At 72.3% G+C, this 19,885-nt stretch carries 18 protein-coding genes and 1 pseudogene; 13 read left to right on the forward strand and 6 right to left on the reverse strand.

The window, feature by feature from the left end; translation table 11 throughout:
• Position 1: 1 nt before the first annotated feature.
• Positions 2-934 carry an ATP-binding cassette domain-containing protein gene (locus E5671_RS10410; protein WP_160503564.1) on the reverse strand — a complete coding sequence of 311 codons (933 nt, stop codon included), beginning with the start codon at positions 932-934 and terminating at the stop codon, positions 2-4.
• Positions 935-1,042: 108 nt separating this feature from the next.
• On the opposite strand from E5671_RS10410, the gene E5671_RS10415 reads away from it, so the two are divergent.
• The 3 genes from E5671_RS10415 (at position 1,043) to E5671_RS10425 (ending at position 4,200) form a co-directional block, all read left to right on the forward strand.
• Complete coding sequence (locus E5671_RS10415; protein ID WP_160503565.1) at positions 1,043-2,257, forward strand: sensor histidine kinase; 1,215 nt, start codon at positions 1,043-1,045, stop codon at positions 2,255-2,257.
• Positions 2,258-2,271: 14 nt separating this feature from the next.
• Complete coding sequence (locus tag E5671_RS10420; protein WP_160503566.1) at positions 2,272-2,934, forward strand: response regulator; 663 nt, start codon at positions 2,272-2,274, stop codon at positions 2,932-2,934.
• 108 nt (positions 2,935-3,042) lie between these two features.
• Complete coding sequence (locus E5671_RS10425; RefSeq protein ID WP_160503567.1) at positions 3,043-4,200, forward strand: ROK family transcriptional regulator; 1,158 nt, start codon at positions 3,043-3,045, stop codon at positions 4,198-4,200.
• Positions 4,201-4,234: 34 nt separating this feature from the next.
• On the opposite strand, the gene E5671_RS10430 is transcribed toward E5671_RS10425, so the two are convergent.
• Positions 4,235-4,996, reverse strand: a complete 762-nt coding sequence (locus E5671_RS10430) for a GntR family transcriptional regulator (RefSeq protein ID WP_160503568.1) — start codon at positions 4,994-4,996, stop codon at positions 4,235-4,237.
• 243 nt (positions 4,997-5,239) lie between these two features.
• Positions 5,240-6,130: an RNA polymerase sigma factor SigJ gene (gene sigJ / locus E5671_RS10435; RefSeq protein WP_160503569.1), complete on the reverse strand. Its 891-nt coding sequence runs from the start codon at positions 6,128-6,130 to the stop codon at positions 5,240-5,242.
• Between the two features lie 182 nt (positions 6,131-6,312).
• On the opposite strand from sigJ, the gene E5671_RS10440 reads away from it, so the two are divergent.
• Positions 6,313-7,158 carry an alpha/beta fold hydrolase gene (locus E5671_RS10440; protein ID WP_160503570.1) on the forward strand — a complete coding sequence of 282 codons (846 nt, stop codon included), beginning with the start codon at positions 6,313-6,315 and terminating at the stop codon, positions 7,156-7,158.
• Between the two features lie 24 nt (positions 7,159-7,182).
• Here the strand turns inward: E5671_RS10440 and E5671_RS10445 are convergent.
• Positions 7,183-8,019: pseudogene (locus E5671_RS10445) on the reverse strand (DMT family transporter); the annotation flags it as partial.
• On the opposite strand from E5671_RS10445, the gene pdxR reads away from it, so the two are divergent.
• The 5 genes from pdxR (at position 8,018) to E5671_RS10470 (ending at position 12,397) form a co-directional block, all read left to right on the forward strand.
• Positions 8,018-9,601, forward strand: a complete 1,584-nt coding sequence (pdxR, locus tag E5671_RS10450) for a MocR-like pyridoxine biosynthesis transcription factor PdxR (protein WP_160503571.1) — start codon at positions 8,018-8,020, stop codon at positions 9,599-9,601. The pseudogene E5671_RS10445 and the gene pdxR sit on opposite strands and share 2 nt — an antisense overlap.
• Before the next feature lie 67 nt (positions 9,602-9,668).
• Positions 9,669-9,959 carry a hypothetical protein gene (locus E5671_RS10455; protein WP_160503572.1) on the forward strand — a complete coding sequence of 97 codons (291 nt, stop codon included), beginning with the start codon at positions 9,669-9,671 and terminating at the stop codon, positions 9,957-9,959.
• Positions 9,960-10,065: 106 nt separating this feature from the next.
• Positions 10,066-11,772, forward strand: a complete 1,707-nt coding sequence (locus E5671_RS10460; RefSeq protein WP_336605724.1) for a S8 family peptidase — start codon at positions 10,066-10,068, stop codon at positions 11,770-11,772.
• Between the two features lie 34 nt (positions 11,773-11,806).
• Complete coding sequence (locus E5671_RS10465; protein ID WP_160503574.1) at positions 11,807-12,061, forward strand: hypothetical protein; 255 nt, start codon at positions 11,807-11,809, stop codon at positions 12,059-12,061.
• Between the two features lie 15 nt (positions 12,062-12,076).
• Positions 12,077-12,397, forward strand: a complete 321-nt coding sequence (locus E5671_RS10470; RefSeq protein ID WP_160503575.1) for a hypothetical protein — start codon at positions 12,077-12,079, stop codon at positions 12,395-12,397.
• A gap of 66 nt (positions 12,398-12,463) precedes the next feature.
• Here E5671_RS10470 and E5671_RS10475 read toward each other — a convergent pair whose 3' ends face one another.
• On the reverse strand, positions 12,464-12,874 hold the full coding sequence (locus E5671_RS10475) for a VOC family protein (RefSeq protein ID WP_160503576.1): 411 nt from the start codon (positions 12,872-12,874) through the stop codon (positions 12,464-12,466).
• 252 nt (positions 12,875-13,126) lie between these two features.
• Between E5671_RS10475 and E5671_RS10480 the strand changes: the two genes are divergently transcribed.
• Positions 13,127-14,710 carry an alkaline phosphatase D family protein gene (locus E5671_RS10480; protein ID WP_160503577.1) on the forward strand — a complete coding sequence of 528 codons (1,584 nt, stop codon included), beginning with the start codon at positions 13,127-13,129 and terminating at the stop codon, positions 14,708-14,710.
• A gap of 141 nt (positions 14,711-14,851) precedes the next feature.
• Positions 14,852-16,333: a GNAT family N-acetyltransferase gene (locus E5671_RS10485; RefSeq protein ID WP_160503578.1), complete on the forward strand. Its 1,482-nt coding sequence runs from the start codon at positions 14,852-14,854 to the stop codon at positions 16,331-16,333.
• On the opposite strand, the gene E5671_RS10490 is transcribed toward E5671_RS10485, so the two are convergent.
• Positions 16,272-17,552 carry a trans-sulfuration enzyme family protein gene (locus E5671_RS10490; RefSeq protein ID WP_160503579.1) on the reverse strand — a complete coding sequence of 427 codons (1,281 nt, stop codon included), beginning with the start codon at positions 17,550-17,552 and terminating at the stop codon, positions 16,272-16,274. The genes E5671_RS10485 and E5671_RS10490 overlap by 62 nt on opposite strands.
• 60 nt (positions 17,553-17,612) lie before the next feature.
• Here E5671_RS10490 and E5671_RS10495 point away from each other — a divergent pair, with 60 nt between their 5' ends.
• Both E5671_RS10495 and E5671_RS10500 read left to right on the forward strand, forming a co-directional pair.
• Positions 17,613-18,125: a winged helix-turn-helix transcriptional regulator gene (locus E5671_RS10495; RefSeq protein ID WP_160503580.1), complete on the forward strand. Its 513-nt coding sequence runs from the start codon at positions 17,613-17,615 to the stop codon at positions 18,123-18,125.
• 35 nt (positions 18,126-18,160) lie between these two features.
• Positions 18,161-19,885 (forward strand): DUF885 domain-containing protein, encoded by a 1,725-nt coding sequence (locus tag E5671_RS10500; protein ID WP_160503581.1) that lies wholly within the window; start codon positions 18,161-18,163, stop codon positions 19,883-19,885.

Raw genomic sequence — 19,885 nt, forward strand, 5'->3', positions numbered from 1 at the left:
GTCAGGCCTCCTTGCGGGGCGTCGAAGGGGTGGCGGCGAACTCGGCGTCGTCGGCCGTGAGGGCGAGGTAGGCCTGCTCCAAGGAGGCCTGCTCGTCGGAGAGTTCGAGGAGGGGGATGCCGTGTCCCGCGGCGATGGAGCCGATCTCGTCGGCCTTCGCGCCGTCCACCGTCCAGCGGCCGTCATCGCCCTCCGTCATCGCGTACCCCTTGTCCCTCAGGAGGCCCCGCAGCCGGTCGCTCCGCGGAGTGCGCAGCCGCACTCGCGGGCTGCTGTGCGCCGCGATGAAGTCCGGCATCGAGGTGTCCGCGAGCAGCTGGCCGCGGCCGAGGACCACCAGGTGGTCGGCGAACGTGGCGGTCTCGTTCATGAGATGGCTGGAGACGAGGACCGTCCGGCCCTCGCGGGCGAGGCGCCGCAGCAGCTCGCGGATCCAGATGATGCCTTCGGGGTCGAGACCGTTGGACGGCTCGTCCAGCATGATGACGCGCGGGTCGCCGAGCAGTGCCGCCGCGATGCCGAGGCGCTGGCGCATGCCGAGGGAGAACGTCTTGATCCGGCGCCCCGCCACGGTGGCGAGCCCCGCCTCTTCGAGGACCTCGTCCACGCGACGCTCGGGGATGCGGTTGCTGACTGCGAGGGCGAGGAGGTGGTTGCGTGCGGTACGCGATCCGTGCGCGGCCTGGGCGTCGAGCAGGGCCCCTACGTGGCGCAGCGGTTCCTCGACGGCCGCATAGGGGCGGCCGCCCACCGTCGCCGTGCCCGAAGTGGGCCGGTCGAGGCCGAGAACGAGCCGCATGGTGGTGGACTTGCCGGCGCCGTTGGGGCCGAGGAACCCCGTGACCTTGCCCGGCCGGACGGTGAACGTCAGACCGTCCACCGCGCGGGTGGTGCCGTACTCCTTGGTGAGGTCTTGGACATCGATGCTGGTCATGGGCCCAGACTCGCGCCCGGCGGTGCGGTGGGGCTTCCCCCGCCCGGGGATCGCGTCTCCCCCTCATGGGGGAGCCGTGCGGCCAGGGCCCACTGGCACGATGGCGAGATGCCCCGCTTCCTCAAGCCGCTCACGCGCGCGGTGACCTACACGCGCTGGCTGCACCTGCTCATGGGTTCGGCCGTCTCGTTGATGATCGCGTTCATCTATCCCGGGCTCAGTGACCCCGCGATCGCCGAGTGGGTACTGATCGCGGTCCAGCCGATCCCGCTGGTGGCGGCGGCCGCCCTGCTGCCGTCCATGCGCCGGGCTGAGGGGCTGCAGGCCCGGCTGATGCTGTTTCCGGGGCAGCACGCGCGCGTGCCGGGCGACGACGAGGGCCGGGGCGTCTCCGTCGCTCCTTCCGCGTCCTGGCGCGACCGGGGCAGGACGGCGGTGTGGCTCGTGCTGCGCCTTGAGGCCGGAGCCGTGGCGGCGTTCTGCACGGTGCAGTTGCTGGGGACCATGCTGGCCCTGCTGGGATCGGCGTCGGAGACTACCGAGGACCCCGGTGTGCTCCTCCCCCTTCCCGCCCCCAACTGGACCAACGCGCTGCTCGCGCCGCTCCCCGTCCTCGCCCTCCTCGCGCTGGCCGTGGTCGCGGGCCGGCTGATGGCCTCGGCCGCCCGGCGTCTGCTCGGCCCCTCCCCCAAGGAGCGCCTCGCCGCCCTGGAGGAGCGCACGGAGCAGCTCCTCGAACGCAACCGCATCGCCCGCGAACTGCACGATTCGATCGGGCACGCGCTGACCGTCGCGGTCGTCCAGGCGGGTGCCGCTCGGGCCGCGGCCGACCCGGAGTTCACCGACCGCGCCCTTGGCGCGATCGAGGAGACGGGCCGGGCCGCCCTGGAGGACCTGGAGCGCGTCCTGCGCGTGCTGCGGGAGGACGGGAAGACCGCGAGCCGCCGCCCCACGCTCGCCGACGCCGGCCAACTCCTGGACTCCGCGCGCGCTTCGGGGGCGAAGGTCGACACCGAAATGACGGGCCCCTTGGAGCAGGTGCCGGGTGCGGTGTCCCGCGAGGCCTATCGCATGCTCCAGGAGGCCCTCACGAACGTGCTGCGCCACTCGGGACCCGTCCCGGTACTGGTGCGGCTCGCGGTCGACGATGCGGCCCTGGAGATCGACGTACGCAACGCTCTGCCCACGGGAGGAGAGGCCACCGGGCGTGGTGGCAGCGGGCTGCGCGGCATCCGGGAGCGGGCCACACTCCTCGGCGGCCGGGCCACCACGGGACCGCGTGAGGGCGAGTGGCAGGTGCACGTCGAGTTGCCCCTCGGGTGATCTACGCTGACCGGATGCCGGTCACAGTCCTCCTCGTCGACGACGAACCCCTCGTACGCGCGGGCCTGCGTGCCGTTCTGGAGGCGCAGCCCGACATCGAGGTGGTCGGCGAGGCGGCCGACGGCGCCGCGGTGATTCCGCTCGTGCGCCAACTGCGGCCGGATGTGGTCGCCATGGACGTCCGGATGCCGCTCCTGGACGGCATCGAGGCCACGCGCGCGGTCCTGCGCACCGTGCAGGAGCCGCCGAAGATCCTGGTCGTGACGACCTTCGAGAACGACGAGTACGTGTACGAGGCGCTGCGCGCGGGTGCCGACGGCTTCCTGCTCAAGCGCGCCCGTCCCGCGGAGATCGTGAACGCCGTCCGTCTGGTCGCGGAGGGCGATTCGCTGCTGTTCCCCGCGGCGGTGCGGCAGCTCGCGGGCGAGTACGGGCGCAGACCCGGCAACGCGGCGGCCAGGGACGTTCTCGACCGGGCCGCGCTCACCGAGCGCGAGGCGGATGTGCTGCGTCTCATGACGCGCGGCCTGTCGAACGCGGAGATCGCGACGGAGCTGATCGTCGGCGCCGAGACGGTCAAGTCGCATGTGAGTTCCCTGCTGGCGAAGCTGGGCGCCCGCGACCGGACGCAGGCGGTCATCGCCGCGTACGAATCCGGTTTCGTGGCACCGGGCTGAGATGACCACTGATCGGCACTCTGTGTCACAGGTGGGCCCGGCACTCGCAGCGGTCGGCCCCGGCGAGTACGATCCGCCCATCATGCGCACGAGCTGGGAGGACGGACGTTGGGGCGGCTGACCGGCGGGGATCCCTCTCTGCTGCGGCGGATCAACTCCGCGGTGGTGCTGCACGCTCTGCGTGCGGCGGACTTCGCGACACTCACCGAGGTCACCCGGGTGACGGGGCTTTCGCGGCCGACCGTCGAGGGTGTGGTCGAGGGGCTCATCGAGGCCGGGCTCGTGGTGGAGACCGCCGCCGAGGAAGGCGCGGCCAGACGCCAGGGACGGCCCGCGCGGAGGTTCCGCTTCCGGGCCGAGGCGGGGCATCTGCTCGGCCTGGAGATCGGCCCGCACCGGGTGGCCGCCGTCCTCTCGGACCTGGACGGCCGGGTGATGGGCACGGCCGCCAAGGACGTGGACGAGACGGCCCCGGCGGACGAACGCATCGAGCGGCTGCGCACTGCGGTGGCTGATCTGCTGCGCCGTGGCGGGATCGCCCGCAGCTCACTGCGCGCGGTGGGTGTCGGCAGCCCCGGCATCGTGGAGGCGGACGGCACGGTCCGCCTTGGCACCGCGCTGCCGGAGTGGACGGGGCTCCAGCTGGGGGAGCGTCTTCGCAGGTCCTTCAAGTGCCCGGTCCTGGTGGAGAACGACGCGAACGCGGCGGCGGTGGCCGAGCACTGGAAGGGCGCGGCGACCGAGTCCGACGACGTGGTGTTCGTCCTCGCGGGGCTCAGCCCGGGGGCCGGGGCGCTGATCGGCGGGCGGTTGCACCGCGGCTACGGCGGCGCCGCCGGGGAGATCGGGGCCCTGCATCTGCTGGGCCGTGACGTGACTCCGGAGACGCTCCTCTCGACCACGGACGAGCCACTGCACCCGCTCGACGAGCAGGCCGTGGCGGAGGTCTTCGCCCACGCGCGCGAGGGGGACGAGCGGGCGCGGCAGGCTGTCGAGCGGTTCATCCAGCGCCTGGTGCACGACGTGGCGGCGCTGGTGCTCGCCCTCGATCCCGAGCTGGTCGTCGTGGGCGGCTGGGCGGCCGGTCTGGACGGTGTACTGGAGCCGTTGCGCCGGGAGTTGGCCCGCTACTGCCTGCGGCCGCCGCGGGTGGCCCTGTCGATGCTCGGCGAGGCCGCTGTCGCTACGGGCGCGCTGCGCCTCGCCCTCGACCATGTCGAGGAGCAGCTGTTCGCGGTCGAGGGGACGGTCACCGCGCGGCGCTGAGGCGCCACGCGGTGCACGAGAGAGAAGAGCGGCGTCAGGAAGCCTGGCGCTCCGGGCCGTGGTGGATCTCGACGCCGCCCGCGTCGCCGAACGTGAGGCGGCAGGTGTCCGCGCGGTACGTCGCCACGGATACCGCCGCTGTGCGTCCCTCGGCGAGGAATCGGGTCGTCACGACGAGGACCGGGGCTCCGGGGAGCCGGTCGAGCGCCTTGGCGTCGTCCGCGCGGGCCGAGCCGAGCTCGACGGCGCGGTCCTGTCCTTCGAGGCCGAGCCGGTGCAGCTCGCGCAGCACGGCACGCGCGCGCGTCGGTCCGGACGGGGCGTCGACTGCGGAGAGCTCCGCGACGGACGACATCGGCACGTACAGCAGCTCGGCGGCGACGGGCTGGCCGTGCGAGACGCGCGTGCGCCGCACGACGTGCACCTGGTCGTCGGGGCGGGCCGCGAGCATGCGGGCCACCTCGGCGGGCGGGACCGCCGGTGCGCAGTCGGCGGGCTGCCAGGCGTCGCCGACCTCGCCCGGCCAGGTGCCTTGTGCGGATCCGACGGCCACACCCATCCGCGGCGGGGCGACGGTCGTGCCGACCCCGCGGCGGCGCTGCAGCCTGCCTTCCAGCTCCAGCTGCTCGAGTGCCTGACGGAGCGTGGCGCGGGCCACGCCGAAGCGGGCCGCGAGATCACGTTCGTTGGGCAGGATCTCGCCGACGGCGAACTCGGAGTCGAGTGCCTCGCTGAGCACGGTCTTGAGGTGCCAGTACTTCGGCTCCGGCGCCGTTTCCAGCTGCGTGGTCCCCACCCTGTCCTCCGCAATCGCCGTGTGCCGGCGGCTTTTTAGCCCTTGTTTATTAAAGGTTCCTGCACTATCTCTGCGACGATAGAGCGGCACCCACCCTTGGTCAAGACCAATCCTCGATCCGTTACAGCGCGCACAGGGACGATGCCACAGAGCATTCACGCGATGTTGGCGTCGGGTCACGCACGCGTAGGGAACAAGACAAAAACCCCCGCCCATACAGGGCGGGGGTCTGTCGTGGCCGGTCTAGGAGACGAGCCCGACCAGCTTGTCCGGGTTGCGGATGATGTAGACGTTCGTGATCTGGCCGTCGGCGACGTCCAGTTGGAAGAGGGAGTGCGGTTTGCCGTCGACCAGGAACAGCAGGGAGACCGCGCCGTTGATCTCCATGAACCGGGCTTCCAGCTCCGCCCCCTCCGGCACGCCCCTGCGGGCCGCGCCGCCGAGGAAGCGGCACACCTTGTCGGCCGTCTCGATGACACGCAGCGGGGCCTTGGCCTTGCCGCCGCTGTCGCCGACGAGGCGGACATCCGGAGCCAGCAGGGACATGAGGCCGTCCAGGTCGCCGCCGGCCGCCGCGGCGAGGAACCGCTCGGTCAGGTCCCTGCGCTCGTCCGGATCCACGTCGTAGCGCGGCCTTCCCTCGTCGACGTGCTTGCGGGCCCGCGCCGCGAGCTGCCGCACGGCGGGCTCGCCGCGGTCCAGCGTGAGGGCGATCTCCGAGAACGGGAACCCGAAGGCCTCCCGCAGCACGAACACCGCGCGCTCCAGGGGCGACAGGGACTCCAGGACGACCAGGACGGCGATGGACACGGAGTCGGCGAGCACCGCCTGCTCGGCGGTGTCGGGGACCCTCGGCCCGTAGTCCGTGACGAGGGGTTCGGGCAGCCATTGCCCCACGTAGGACTCGCGTCGTGACTGCACGTGGCGCAGCCTGTCGATGGCGAGCCGTGTCGTGATGCGCACCAAGTAGGCGCGCGGTTCGCGCACTTGCGACGGGTCTGCAGCCGACCAGCGCAGCCAGGACTCCTGCACGACGTCCTCGGCGTCGGCCACGCGGCCGAGCATGCGGTAGGCCACGCCCATCAGAACGGGCCGGTGCTCTTCGAAGACGTCGGTCACGGTGTCGGTCGCCACCTCTCCATCCCAGCCGACGGAACACCTGGTGTCCAGGCGAATTCGGTGCGTCGCGGACCACACCGGCCCGGAGGCCGCCCCGCCCTCCCTCTTGAACTGGAGGCTACTGAGCGGTAATTGTTGCTGACAAGGTGTCTAAGGTGTCTGAGGACCGTCGCCGGGCGGCGGGGACTGGAGCAGCAATGGCCGCAGAGGTGTCCTTCAGCGTCGAATCTCCCGGCGGCCCGCGGACGCTGTCCGTCGTGTACGAACGCGCGGGCGAGGGCGAGCCGCTGCTCCTGCTGCACGGCATCGGGCACCACCGCCAGGCGTGGGACCCGGTGTTCGGCATTCTGGCCGCCGAGTACGACGTGATAGCCGTGGACCTGCCGGGCTTCGGGGAGTCCGCCGCCCTGCCCGACGGGCTTCCGTACGACATCTCGACGGTGGTGTCCGTGCTCGGCGCGCTGTGCGAGGCCCTGGAGATCGAGCGTCCGCACGTGGCGGGCAACTCGCTGGGCGGCCTGCTCGCCCTGGAACTCGGCCGGGAGAAGCTCGTGCGCTCGGTCACCGCGCTGTCCCCCGCGGGCTTCTGGACGCCCGGCGAGCGGCGGTACGCGTTCAACACCCTGCTCGCCATGCGGCACGGGGCGCGGCTCCTTCCCCTGCCGCTGATCGAACGGCTCTCGCGGAGCGCGGCCGGGCGTGCGGCGCTGACCAGCACCATCTACGCCCACCCCGGGCGCCGTTCACCCGAGGCCGTCGTCGCCGAGACGCTCGCGCTGCGCGGCGCCAAGGGGTTCGAGCAGACCCTCGCCGCCGGGCGTGACGTGCTCTTCAGCGACGACGTGCCCGGTCTCGCGGTCACCGTCGCGTGGGGCTCGCGCGACCGGATCCTGCTGCGCCGCCAGGGTGTCCGCGCGAAGCACGCCGTCCCCGGGGCGCGTCTGGTGCGCCTTCCCGGCTGCGGACACGTCCCGATGAACGACGACCCGGCCCTCGTCTCGCGCGTCGTCCTCGACACCTGCCGCCGCCTGCCGGCCGCGTAGCACGCCGGATCCCAGGGCCACCCCGGCGCCGACGAGCGCGCTGCCCACGGCCTGCGGGACGCCGTAGGTGCCGGTGCCGACCAAGGGCGCGGTGAAGGCCGCCGCGACAGGAATGAGTCCGGAGAAGAGGGTGGCGCGCTCCGCGCCGATGCGCTGGATGCCCGCGTACCAGCAGACGAACCCGATGACGGTGACGATCGCCGCCTGCCACAGCAGGGCCGCCGCCTCGGTGGTGCCGGGCATCCGCAGCCAGTCCCCTCCCTCGGCCACGACACCGATGACGGCGGACTCGACGGCGGCGATCCCGCAGACCGTCGCGGAGAGCAGCTTCGGGCCGAGCGGCCGCAGTACGGGAACGGCGAGAACCGCGAAGCCGACCTCACCCGCGAGCGCGCACACGGAGAAGAGGATGCCGACCGTGTCCGTACGGCCCCACCCCTGCACGGTGAAGGCTCCCGCGGCCACGATCAGCGCCCCGTACACGACCGCCCGTTGAGTCTTCCGCCCCTCCAGGAGCGGGACGATGACCGCCACGACGACGGGGGCGCAGCCTACGAAGACACCCGGTACGGCAGGTTCCGCCGTGCGTTCGGCGGCCAGGATCGCCAGGTTGAAGCCGACCATGCCGACGGCGGCGAGGACCGCGAGCCGCCCCCACTGCCGTCGCGTCAGGCGGCGCAGCGGCGCCGTGCCGCCCCGTCCGAGCAGCGGCAGGAGCAGCAGGAAGGCCAGGCCGTAGCGCAGGAACTGGCCGCCCGCGTACGGGTAGTAGCCGAGGAGGCTGTTGGCGGTGAAGGAGCCGCCTACGAGGAGGCAGGCGAGGGCGGCGAGGAGGGACCCGCGCGTGAGGTTCGCGTTCATGTCCCTGACGCTAGGAACGGACGCGGCCCGGTTTAAGGTCCACTTCCGGGGCCTGTTCGGGGACCACTTTCCGGGTCCGGTTCGGGGACCACTTTCCGGGTCCCGGCCGTCCGTCACTCTCAGGAGGCGCATCCCGGTGGCATCAAGTTCGGGCGAGGTACCTGGCACGGCCGCCTGGGAGCTGCTGCTCCCCGCCGCGGCCGCCCCGGCCCGCAGCCGTGGCCGCAGTCTCCAGTCGGCGCTGCGCGATGCGGTCAGGTCCGGTCGGCTCGCGCCGGGGACGCGGCTGCCGTCGAGCCGTGAGCTAGCCGCCGATCTGGGCGTCTCACGGGGGCTTGTCACAGAGGCGTACGAGCAGTTGACGGCCGAGGGCTATCTGCGCAGCGACCGCGGCGCGGGCACCTGGGTGGGCGGCGCGGCGCGGAAGGCCGCACGAGGCGCACGCGATCTGGCGCCGCGTCCCGTCCACGCGCGCGTGGACTTCATCGCGGGCACCCCCGACCTGTCCCTGTTCCCGCGCGCCGCGTGGGCGGCCGCGCACCGCGGCGTCCTTGCCGAACTCCCCCACCACGCACTCGGCTACCCGGACCCGCGGGGCCTGCCCCGGCTGCGTACGGCCATCGCCGAACTGCTCGTACGCCGCCGGGGCGTGGTCGCGGACCCGGAGGCGATCGTCGTCTGCTCCGGCGTGGCGCAGGCCATGGCGCTGGTCGGTTTCGTGCTGCACGCGCGCGGGGTGCGCGTCGTCGGCGTCGAGGACCCCGGAAGCCCGCAGCACGGCGATCTGTTCGCATCGGCGGACGTCGCCACGGTGCCGGTGCCCCTCGACGACGAGGGTGTCGTCACCGGCGTACTGAGGGAGCGGGGCCTGCGCGCGGTCGTCACCACGCCCGCCCATCAGTTCCCCCTGGGCATCGGCTACTCGGCGCGGCGGCGCACCGAACTCCTGGACTGGGCACGGGCCGTGGACGGTCTGGTCATCGAGGACGACTACGACGGTGACTTCCGCTACGACCGCGCCCCGGTCGGCGCGCTGCAAGGACTCGACCCCGAACACGTCGCGTACACGGGCTCGGTCAGCAAGTCGCTCGCTCCGGGTCTTCGACTCGGCTGGCTGCTCGTGCCGGAGTCGATGACCGATGAGGTCGTCGCCCGCAAGCGCATGATGGACCTAGGCAATCCGGCGCTCGACCAGGCGGTGCTCGCGCGCTTCGTGGAACGCGGCGACTACGACCGCCAGTTGCGCCGCTGTCAGCGTGCTTACCGGGAGCGCAGGGACGCACTCGTCGCGGCGCTCGACGAGCACTTTCCGGGTACGGAGGTGACCGGCATCGCCGCCGGACTGCACGTCATCGCCCGGCTGCCCGAACGCCGGGGTCCGCAGGACGACTTCCTGCGGCGGGCCTCCGCGGCCGGGGTCGCGGTCCGCCCGCTGAGCGACTACGGCTCGGCGGACGGCTCGGGGGTGTGCCTCGTGCTCGGCTACGCCCATCTCGCACCCGCCCGGATCGCCGAGGGGGTGCGGCTCCTCGCCGAGGCGGCTCAGGGGCGTGGTGACGCTCCGGTGACAGCACCTCATTAGGGTCGGCCGGGCCCGGTGACCGCGAGCGAGACGCACGCGGTACCGGGGGTGTCCGGGGGGCAGAACCGTGGCCGAGGCCGAAGTCATCGTCCAGCTCCGAACCCCGCCGCGTCTTGCGACGACGGGCACCGCGGATGTCTGTGACGCCTGTGATGTCAGAGACGTCCGAAGCCTTCTGGAGCGGCGGTTCGGCGTCACGCCGGAGCCGTTGCACCCCGGCGCCGACGACCCGGCCCTCATCGGCTGGCAACGGGTCGCCGTCCCCGCCGGCATGGACGCCGAGGCCGTCGCCACGGCCCTGCGCGGCCACCCGGCAGTCGAGGCCGCCTATGTGAAACCACCGGCGGACCTTCCGTAACGTGGTGAAGGAGTCAGCTGTGCCACAGCGATCAGGTGCGGGGAACAGCCGGGGGAACGACCGCCCGGCTCCAGGATTCGAGCCACCTTTCGGACGCCCTGAGCTGGTGTGCGTCACGCGCGCCGACGCCGGGGTACGCATCACCCCGACCGGCGCGACCGCCACGGCGGACGTCTCCGTGAGCGGTCTCGACGCGGTGGCGGCCCAGGAGGACGTCACCATCAGGCCGCTGTTCGGCGCGGACCAGGAGAGGCTGCGCGCCCAGACGGGGGCTACCGCTGACGGCCCCGGCGCCGGGGCCGACGAGGCCACCCTTGAGATCCTCGACCGGATGGGGCTCTTCTTCCATGTAGACGCTCCGGCCGACCAGTTGGAGGCGCTGGCCGAGCGGCTCCGCGCGTCGGACGCCGTGGAGGGCGCCTACGTCAAGCCCGGCGCCGCCCTCGCCGTCACCGACCAGAAGAAGAAGAGCGGGGAGACCGAGCTCCCACCGCTCAACGACATGCAGCCGACGGGCGCCGACGCGCCGCCCGTGACCCCCGACTTCACCGCCCGCCAGGGCTATCTCGACGCGGCTCCAGGCGGCGTCGACGCCCGCTACGCGTGGACCCTGCCGGGCGGGCGTGGCGCCGGTGTCCGGGTGATCGACTGCGAGTGGGGCTGGCGCTTCACCCACGAGGACCTGCGGCTGAACCAGGGCGGCATCGTCTCGGGCACCGGAAGCACGGACACCGATCACGGCACCGCGGTGCTCGGCGAGATCGGCGGGGACGTCAACGCGTTCGGGATCACCGGGATCGCGCCGGACACCATCACCAGCGCGTCCGCCTTCTCCATCCCCACGGCCACGGCGATCAGGAACGCCGCCGACCGCCTCGGCCCCGGCGACATCATCCTCCTTGAGATCCACCGCGCGGGGCCGCACGCGACCGGCGTCGGGCAGGTGGGGTACATCGCCGTCGAGTGGTGGCCGGACGACTATCTGGCGATCCGCTACGCCGTCAACAAGGGCATCACCGTCGTCGAGGCGGCGGGCAACGGCGCGGAGGACCTGGACCACGCCGACTACGACACCCCGAGGGCGGGCTTCCCCTCCTGGTGGCGCAACCCCTTCCGGCGCACCACCCTCGACGCCGGCGCCGTGATCGTCGGTGCCGGGGCGCCGCCGCCCGGCACCCACGGCCGCCAGCACGGCCCCGACCGCTCCCGCCTCGACTTCTCCAACTACGGCGCCTGCGTGGACGCCCAGGGCTGGGGACGCGAGGTGACCACCACCGGCTACGGCGACCTCCAGGCGGGCGACAACCAGGACTTCTGGTACACGGACCGGTTCAGCGGTACGTCCAGTGCCTCGCCGATCGTGGTGGGCGCCCTGGCCGGCACCCAGGGCATCCTGCGCGCGAACCGCCGTATCCCGCTGTCGCCATCGCGGGCCAGGCAGCTGCTGCGCGCCACCGGCTCACCGCAGCAGGACGCGCCCGGCCGCCCGGCGACCCAGCGCATCGGCAGGCGGCCCGATCTGCGGCAGCTCGTCCCCGCGGCGCTCCAGACCAGCAGCTGGGTCGGCGTCCAGTTCCGGGGCACCCTCGCCGGGAACCGAACCGGCCGCTGGTTCACCTTCAACTGGCCCGCCCACTGGCATGTGGTGTGGACGGTCGTCCCGACGAGTCCCCGCCCCGGCGCCCCGCAGATCCGCTGGAGGGTCAGGGTCGAGCGGGCCAACGACACCTACGCGACGTACTGGATCGACGTGACGAACCTCGTGGCCGACTCGGTCGACTTCGAGGCCCGGTTCGCGGTTCTCGGATGGTGATTCGCGGTTCTCGGATGGTGAGAGGAAAACAACGATGCGAGTAGGCACACAGTTCACCGGAACACTCAACCCCGGGCAGACCGGGCGCTGGTTCACCTTCGGCTGGCCGCAGGACTGGCACGTCGTCTGGTACTTCATGCCGACGACACCCCAGACGGGCAGCCCCCAGATCGAGTGGGAAACCGAGGTCGAGCGGGCATCGGCCACGGCGGTCACGTACTGGCTGACGGTGAAGAACATCGGCAGCACCCAGATGAACTTCGAAGGCCGGTACGCGGTTCTCAACTAGGCGGGGGGAACGGCCATGAAGGTGCACATCACGATCGCGGAGGACGCGGGCGCGGCCCCGGCCCCGGCCGCCGGGGCGGAGCGACAGCTCGACGTGACACGGGCCGCGGACATCACGGCCGCCGTCGACGCCGGGCCCGCCGCTCCTGGCACGGATTCGGCGCGTCCGGAAGGGTCCGTCACGGACGGCGGCGAGGCTCCGGCCTGGCTCGCCGAACTCGTCCGGCTCGCCGATGCCGGAGAGGTGGCCCGCCCGGGCGAGGAGCCGCAGGAGACCCGACGGCCCTCGGATGGCCTGTCCATGGATGCCGGGAGCGCGGGAGGGGCTCCGCGCTGAGCAGTCATCGACGAACGGGGCCGCCACGCGTTGCGTGACGGCCCCGTTCGGGTACCCGCACCTGGCTCAGGAGTTGGCCCACGCGCGCGTGCAGAGCACCAGGCGGTAGCCGTCCGGGTCCTCGATGGTGACGCCCCACTCGTTCCAGTACGGGTTGGGCGACTTCACGCGCGTGCCGCCGTGCGCCTCCAGGCGGGCCACCAGGTCCTCGGGGACGGGCTCGTCGAGGTAGATGACGAGGAGGTCCTCCTCCGTGGGGCGGGGCAGGACCGGCTTCCCGGCCTCGTGGACGAGTTCGAGGTGCCAGGGGGCGTCCGGCCAGCCGACCATGAGCAGGTCGTGCTCTCCGGGAGCACCGCCGCCCTCCGAACGCCATACGACGTCCAGGCCGAGGCCCGTCACCCAGAACCGCTCGGCCACCGCGAGGTCGCGGGACGGGCGGGCGATACGGATGTGGCTCTGACCGTTGACAGGCATGGGACTCCCCCTTCGGGCGGGCGCGCTCGGCCGCGCGCCTCTGCCGCCGAGCGTAGACAGCGAACGATCTTCCGGCATCGGGCTCAAGACCTGCGACCGGGGATGTAGGCGACGATGTGGCCGACATGGTTTTCGCACACCGGTTCCCTTGCCCCCATGGGCAGTTGTTCACTTGTGGTTTGTGTGTGCGCCGCCGCGCACCGCTAGTTGTGGCCCTGCACACTGGTCGGACCTGTCACTGGAGGCGCATTCATGTCACACCCTCAGCCGAGCCCGTCCCCTCGCCGCCGCAGTGTGCTGCGCGGCTCGCTCGCCGTACCGGCGGCGCTGGCCGTGCCGTCACTCGCCGGGGCCGCTCCGGCGTTCGCCCGGTCGGGTCGCCCGCGGGCCGAGTGGGGTGTGCAGGCCGGTGACGTGACGGCGCACGCGGGCCTGGTGTGGGTACGTTCCGACCGTCCGGCCCGCATGATCGTGGAGACGTCCGCCACGGAGTCGTTCCGCAACCCCACCCGCTGGAAGGGCCCGGTGCTCGGCCCGGACACCGACTTCACCGGGACGACACGGCTGCGCGGGCTGCCCGCGGGCGAGCAGATCCACTACCGCGTGGTCCTGGCCGACCCCGACGACCCCAGACGCACCGGCGAGCCGGTCACCGGCACGTTCCGTACGACACCGAAGGGGCGCAAGGAGGGGGTGCGCCTCCTGTGGTCGGGTGACATCGCGGGCCAGGGGTGGGGCATCAACCCGGACCGCGGCGGCTGGCGCGTCTTCGACGAGATGCGCCGCAGGGACCCGGACTTCTTCCTGTGCAGCGGCGACAACATCTACGCCGACGGGCCCATCCTGCCGAGCGTCACCCTCCCCGACGGCAGCGTGTGGCGGAACGTGACCACGGAGGAGAAGTCGAAGGTCGCCGAGTCGCTCGCGGAGTTCCGTGGCGCCTTCCGCTACAACCTCCTCGACGAGAACGTGCGGCGCTTCAACGCGCAGGTGCCCTCCATCGTCCAGTGGGACGACCACGAGGTGCGCAACAACTGGTACCCGGGACAGATCCTGACCGACCCCCGCTACACGGAGAAGAACGTGGACGTACTCGCCGAGCGCTCCCTGCGGGCGTTCAGCGAGTACTACCCGATCTCGACGCTCCCGCCGGGCGACGAGGACGGGCGGGTCTACCGCGTGCAGCGGCACGGCCCCCTTCTCGACGTGTTCGTCCTGGACATGCGCTCGTACCGCAACGCCAACTCGCCCGGCCGGCAGCCCGACGACACCACCGGCATCCTGGGTGCCCGGCAACTGCAGTGGCTGAAGCGTGAGTTGTCGCGCTCGCGCGCCACCTGGAAGGTCATCGCCTCCGACATGCCGCTGGGCCTCGTCGTACCGGACGGGTCGGCGAACTTCGAGGCGGTCGCGCAGGGCGACCCGGGCGCGCCGCTGGGCCGCGAGCTGCAGATCGCCGAGCTGCTTCGGCACATCAAGCACCGTAAGATCACCGGAACCCTGTGGCTGACGGCCGACGTGCACTACACGTCGGCGCAGCACTACGACCCCTCGCGTGCGGCTTTCAAGGACTTCGCGCCGTTCTGGGAGTTCGTGTCGGGGCCGCTGGCGGCGGGCGGCTTCCAGGCCCTCAAGCTCGACGGGACGTTCGGCGCCGAGCAGCGCTTCGTCAAGGCGCCGAACCGCGCCAACACCTCTCCGGCCGAGACCCCGCAGTACTTCGGCGAGGTCGACATCGACGGCGGCAGCGGGGAGCTGACCGTGCGGCTGCGCCAGGAGGACGGCGCGGTGCTGTTCACGAAGGTGCTGTCGCCGGGTCGGGTGGGGCAGCAGTGATGACGCGCCTGAACACGCAACGAGAGGTCACGTCCGGCCACCACGAAAGGCCAAAGATGAACTAAACGGGCAGAAGGTGTCTTAACTCATCAGTCACAAAACGTTCGTGATCACGCAACACCCTTCCTCCACAGTGGCTGTATGAGTGCTGACATGCCTGATGTGACACGAACCAAACACGGCCGTCCCGTTCACCACTGGCGGCGGGATCTGGTGGAGCTCGCCGCCCTCTTCACGGCCGTGGCCGTGGCGGACGCGGTGGCGAACATGATCGGGCACGGCCCCGACGGCCCCGCCCTGCTCGTGATCTCGGCCGTGGCGCTGCTCGCCACGGTCGGGTTCCACACATGGTGGGCACGCCGCCACAACCATGCGCCCCCGACGGGGGACGATACCGGCGCCCGGCCGCTCACCGCCGGGCAGCAGACCGGGGCCGTGGAGCAGGCCGGGCCCATGGAGCGCGCCGGGGCCATCGCCACGGAGTCGTCCGCAGGGGCGACGGCCCTGTGGCGGATGCGCACCACGGTGCGGGACGAGCCGGGCTCGCTCGCTTCCCTGTGCACCGCCCTCGCCCACGGCAAGGTCGACATCCTGAGCCTCCAGGCGCACCCGCTGGCCGAAGGCACCGTCGACGAGTTCCTGCTGCGCGCCCCCGCCGACCTGCCCGCGGCCGAGATCACCCGGGGCGTCGCGCACGCGGGCGGCTCGGGCACCTGGATCGAGCGTGCGGACGCCCACGACCTGGTGGACGCCCCCACCCGCATCCTCGGACTCGCCACCCGCACCGCCCTGGACGCCGCCGAACTCCCCCTCGCACTGCGGCAGTTGCTGGGCCGCTGCACCATCCGATCGCTGCCCGCGAAGGCGCAGGGCGCGTCCGGGCCGCCGGTGGACAAGCCCGCCGACGGCGCACCCGTCGAGGGCGCCCTGGAAGGCGAAGGGACGGTGCTGCGGCTCCAGGCGCCGGACGGCGAAGTGATCACCGTGGAGCGGCCCTACCTGCCGTTCACGCCCACCGAGTTCGCCCGCGCGCGTGCCCTGGTCGAGCTCGACACCCGGCTCGGCCCGCGCATCCCGCGCAGCCAGGACGTACTGACCCTCGCCGAGGGCAGTTCCATCACCGTACGCCGGGCCGACACCGCCGACGTCGCCGCGGCCAAGGCCATGCACGAACGCTGCTCGCAGCGCACCCTCGGCATGCGCTACCACGGCCCCGTGCGGGACGCCGACCGCTACCTCAACCACCTGCTCAGCCCGCGGTTCGGCCGCACCCTGGCGGTGCGGACCGCGTCCGGTCGCATCGTCGGCCTCGGCCATCTGCTCTGGGACGGCGACGAGACCGAGATCGCGCTGCTCGTGGAGGACGACTGGCAGCGCCGCGGCATCGGCAGCGAGCTGCTCGGCCGCCTGGTGACGATGGCGGTCGAGGCGGGCTGCGAGAGCGTGTACGCGGTGACGCAGGCGTCCAACACGGGCATGGTCGCCGCGATGCGCGGCCTCGGGCTCCCCCTCGACTACCAGATCGAGGAGGGCACGCTGGTCATCACCGCGCGCCTCGAAGTCACGCCGGTGAGTTCGCGACTGCCGTACGACCAGCCGCAGGGGCGGGCGGAGCAGCACTGACCCGGGGAGCCGTGGTTGCCGCACGGGTGCCCGAAGGCTGAGGGCCGAGGGCGCGGTCGAGGTCCTGCCACAGGTCATCGATGTCCTCGAGCCCGGCCGAGAGGCGCAGCAGTTTGTCGCTCACGCCCGACGACCGCCGGTCCGCCGGGTCGACGACGCGGTGGCTGATGGACGCCGGATGCTGGATAAGCGTGTCGACGCTGCCGAGGCTGACCGCCGGGGTGATCAACCGCACCCCGGCGGTCACCGCGTGCGGGTCGCCTTCGACCTCGAAGGCGACCATGGCGCCGCCGAGCCGCGGATAGTGCACGCGGCTCACGCGCGGATCGGCGGCCAGGCGCCGCGCCAGCTCCGCCGCGTTCGCGGAGGCGGCACGCACCCGCACCGGCAGCGTGGAAAGGCCCCGCAGCAACAGATAACCGGCGAGCGGATGCAGCACCCCGCCGGTGGCGAACCGGACCTGCCGCAGCTGCCGCGCGAACTCCTCGTCGCACGCGACCACTCCCCCAAGGACGTCGCCGTGGCCGCCCAGGTACTTGGTGGCGCTGTGCAGCACGAGCCGCGCCCCGCTCTCGGCCGGCCGTTGCAGGACGGGCGTGGCGAAGGTGTTGTCGGCAAGGAGTGGCACCGTGCCGCAGGCGTGGGCCACCGCGCGCAGATCGAGTTCGGCGAGGGTCGGGTTGGCGGGCGACTCGACAAGGACCAGACCCGTGTCGGGCCGGATGGCGTCCGCGATCCCCGCGGGGTCGACCCAGGTCACCTCGGAGCCGAGGAGCCCCGCCGTGAGGAGGTGGTCGCTGCAGCCGTACAGCGGCCGGACCGCGACGACATGGCGCAGGCCTGCCGCCCCCCGGACGAGAAGGACCGCGGTCAGCGCCGCCATGCCGCTCGCGAACGCGACCGCGCTCTCCGTCCCTTCGAGCCGGGCCAGAGCCGTCTCGAAACGGGCGACGGTCGGGTTCGCGAGCCGGGCGTAGACGGGCGGTCCATCGTCCAGGGCGCCGTCGGCGGCGAAGGCGTCGATGCGCGCCGCCTCGCCACGGGTGTCGTACGACGGGTAGGTGGTGGACAGATCGATCGGCGCGGCGTGCAGGCCGAGTCCGGCGAGGTCGTCGCGTCCGGCGTGCACGGCCTCGGTAGCGAGGGCGCGCGGAGCGGGCGATGCCTGCCTGGCGGCCGGGTGGCCGGATCCGGTGCGGGGTTCCGTGTTCGTGTCCATGCCCGACAGCCTGAACAAAGGCCGGTGGCTGGTAGTTGAACCCCGTGCTACGTTCGGCAAGTGGCTGATTCTGTCGTACTGGACCCGGTGGATCTCCGCATACTGCGGCTGCTGCAGAACGATGCCCGGATCACCTACCGCGATCTCGCGGCCCAGGTCGGCGTCGCGCCGTCGACCTGCCTCGACCGTATCTCCCGGCTGCGCCGCTCCGGCGTGATCCTCGGACACCAGCTGCGCCTCGATCCGGGGAAGCTCGGGCGCGGCCTGGAGGCGCTGCTCTCCGTGCAGGTCAGGCCGCACCGGCGGGAGCTTGTCGGGCCGTTCGTGGAGCGGATCAGGGCGCTGCCGGAGTCCCGCTCCGTGTTTCATCTCGCGGGCCCCGACGACTATCTGGTGCACGTGGCGGTGGCCGATACGGCGGACCTCCAGCGGCTCGTCCTCGACGAGTTCACCGCGCGGCGTGAAGTGGCACGCGTGGAGACGCGGTTGATCTTCCAGCAGTGGGAGTGCGGTCCGCTCCTGCCGCCGGGGCCGGGAGCCGATGACCAAGGAGAGGCCTCCGGCCAATCGTGATGACGGGGACGCGCCTCGCGTATGAGGATGTCCGCATGTCAGCCACGAAGATCCCGAGCCCGAACACGAGCGAGAGCGGGAGCCCGCTGCCTCGCCAGGTCGCCGACGCCTACGTCGACGAGCTCATCGCCCTCGACCCCATCAACGGCACGTTTCTCGGCGTCAAGGCCAGCCACAGCAAGCTCCCGGACACCTCCCCTGCGGGCCAGGACGCCGTCGCGGAACTTGCCCGCTCGACGCTCGCCCGCCTCGACGAGGCAGAGCGCGCGCCCGGCGCCGACAGCGACGCCGAACGCCGGTGCGCGCGGCTCCTGCGGGAGCGGCTCACCGCCGAACTCGCCGTGCACGACGCGGATGAGGGACTGCGCGCGGTCGGCAATCTGCATACGATTCCGCACGCGGTGCGCGAGATCTTCACCGTGACCCCGATGGAGACGGACGAGGACTGGGCGGCGATCGCCGAACGGCTGCGTGCCGTGCCGGCCGCGTACGAGGGATATCGCGCCTCTCTCGAACTCGGCCTGGAGCGCGAGCTGTTCGCGGCGCCGCGTCCCACGGCCGTGTTCATCGAGCAACTCGGCGAGTGGGCGGGACCTGGCGGCGACGAGGGCCGCGGCTGGTTCGAGGAGTTCGCCGCGCAGGGCCCGGACGCGCTCCGCTCCGAGCTCGACGCCGCGGCCCGCGCCGCCACCGCGTCGGTCGTGGCGCTGCGCGACTGGATGCGGGACGTGTACGCGCCCGCGATCGAGGGTGCCCCCGACACGGTGGGCCGCGAGCGCTACGCCCGCTGGTCGCGCTACTTCAACGGCACCGATCTGGACCTGGACGAGGCGTACGCGTACGGCTGGTCCGAATTCCACCGGCTGCTCGGCGAGATGCGCGCCGAGGCCGAGAAGATCGTGCCCGGCGCGGCCACCCCGTGGGTGGCGCTCGCCCACCTCGACGAGCACGGCACGCACATCGAGGGCGTGGAGGAGGTGCGGGTCTGGCTCCAGGAGCTGATGGACGAGGCGATCGAGGCGCTTGACGGTACGCACTTCGAACTCGCCGAGCGGGTACGGAAGGTGGAGTCCCGCATCGCCCCGCCGGGCGGCGCCGCGGCGCCGTACTACACGGGTCCGTCGGAGGACTTCTCGCGCCCCGGGCGGACGTGGCTGCCGACGATGGGCGAGACCCGCTTCCCCGTGTACGACCTGGTCTCCACCTGGTACCACGAGGGCGTGCCCGGCCATCACCTCCAGCTGGCGCAGTGGGCGCACGTCGCGGAGAGCCTCTCCCGCTACCAGGCGACCATCGGCATCGTCAGCGCCAACGCGGAAGGCTGGGCGCTGTACGCGGAGCGGCTCATGGACGAGCTCGGCTTCCTCAAGGACGCCGAGCGCAGGCTCGGTTATCTGGACGCCCAGATGATGCGGGCGCTGCGTGTCATCGTCGACATCGGCATGCACCTGGAGCTGGAGATCCCGGCGGACTCGCCCTTCCACCCGGGCGAGCGCTGGACACCTGACCTCGCGCAGGAGTTCTACGACGCGCACTGCAGCCGTCCCACGGATTACGTGGCGAGCGAGATGACCCGCTACCTCTCCATCCCGGGCCAGGCCATCGGCTACAAGCTGGGCGAGCGGGCCTGGCTCCTCGGCCGCGAGAACGCGCAGCGCCGGCTCGGGGACGCCTTCGACGCGAAGGCCTGGCACATGGCGGCGCTGTCGCAAGGGTCTCTGGGGCTCGACGATCTGGTGGACGAGTTGTCGGCCCTTTAA

The organism is Streptomyces sp. BA2 (genome assembly GCF_009769735.1).
In the GTDB taxonomy this organism is placed as follows: Bacteria; Actinomycetota; Actinomycetes; order Streptomycetales; family Streptomycetaceae; genus Streptomyces.

Bases quoted from the DNA above. Each gene is read 5' to 3' on its own strand.
- E5671_RS10410 (WP_160503564.1), bottom strand. From the start codon at position 934: ATGACCAGCATCGATGTCCAAGACCTCACCAAGGAGTACGGCACCACC.
- E5671_RS10415 (WP_160503565.1), top strand. From the start codon at position 1,043: ATGCCCCGCTTCCTCAAGCCGCTCACGCGCGCGGTGACCTACACGCGC.
- E5671_RS10420 (WP_160503566.1), top strand. From the start codon at position 2,272: ATGCCGGTCACAGTCCTCCTCGTCGACGACGAACCCCTCGTACGCGCG.
- E5671_RS10440 (WP_160503570.1), top strand. From the start codon at position 6,313: ATGGCCGCAGAGGTGTCCTTCAGCGTCGAATCTCCCGGCGGCCCGCGG.
- pdxR (WP_160503571.1), top strand. From the start codon at position 8,018: ATGTCCCTGACGCTAGGAACGGACGCGGCCCGGTTTAAGGTCCACTTC.
- E5671_RS10465 (WP_160503574.1), top strand. From the start codon at position 11,807: ATGCGAGTAGGCACACAGTTCACCGGAACACTCAACCCCGGGCAGACC.
- E5671_RS10470 (WP_160503575.1), top strand. From the start codon at position 12,077: ATGAAGGTGCACATCACGATCGCGGAGGACGCGGGCGCGGCCCCGGCC.
- E5671_RS10475 (WP_160503576.1), bottom strand. From the start codon at position 12,874: ATGCCTGTCAACGGTCAGAGCCACATCCGTATCGCCCGCCCGTCCCGC.
- E5671_RS10480 (WP_160503577.1), top strand. From the start codon at position 13,127: ATGTCACACCCTCAGCCGAGCCCGTCCCCTCGCCGCCGCAGTGTGCTG.
- E5671_RS10485 (WP_160503578.1), top strand. From the start codon at position 14,852: ATGAGTGCTGACATGCCTGATGTGACACGAACCAAACACGGCCGTCCC.
- E5671_RS10490 (WP_160503579.1), bottom strand. From the start codon at position 17,552: ATGGACACGAACACGGAACCCCGCACCGGATCCGGCCACCCGGCCGCC.
- E5671_RS10500 (WP_160503581.1), top strand. From the start codon at position 18,161: ATGTCAGCCACGAAGATCCCGAGCCCGAACACGAGCGAGAGCGGGAGC.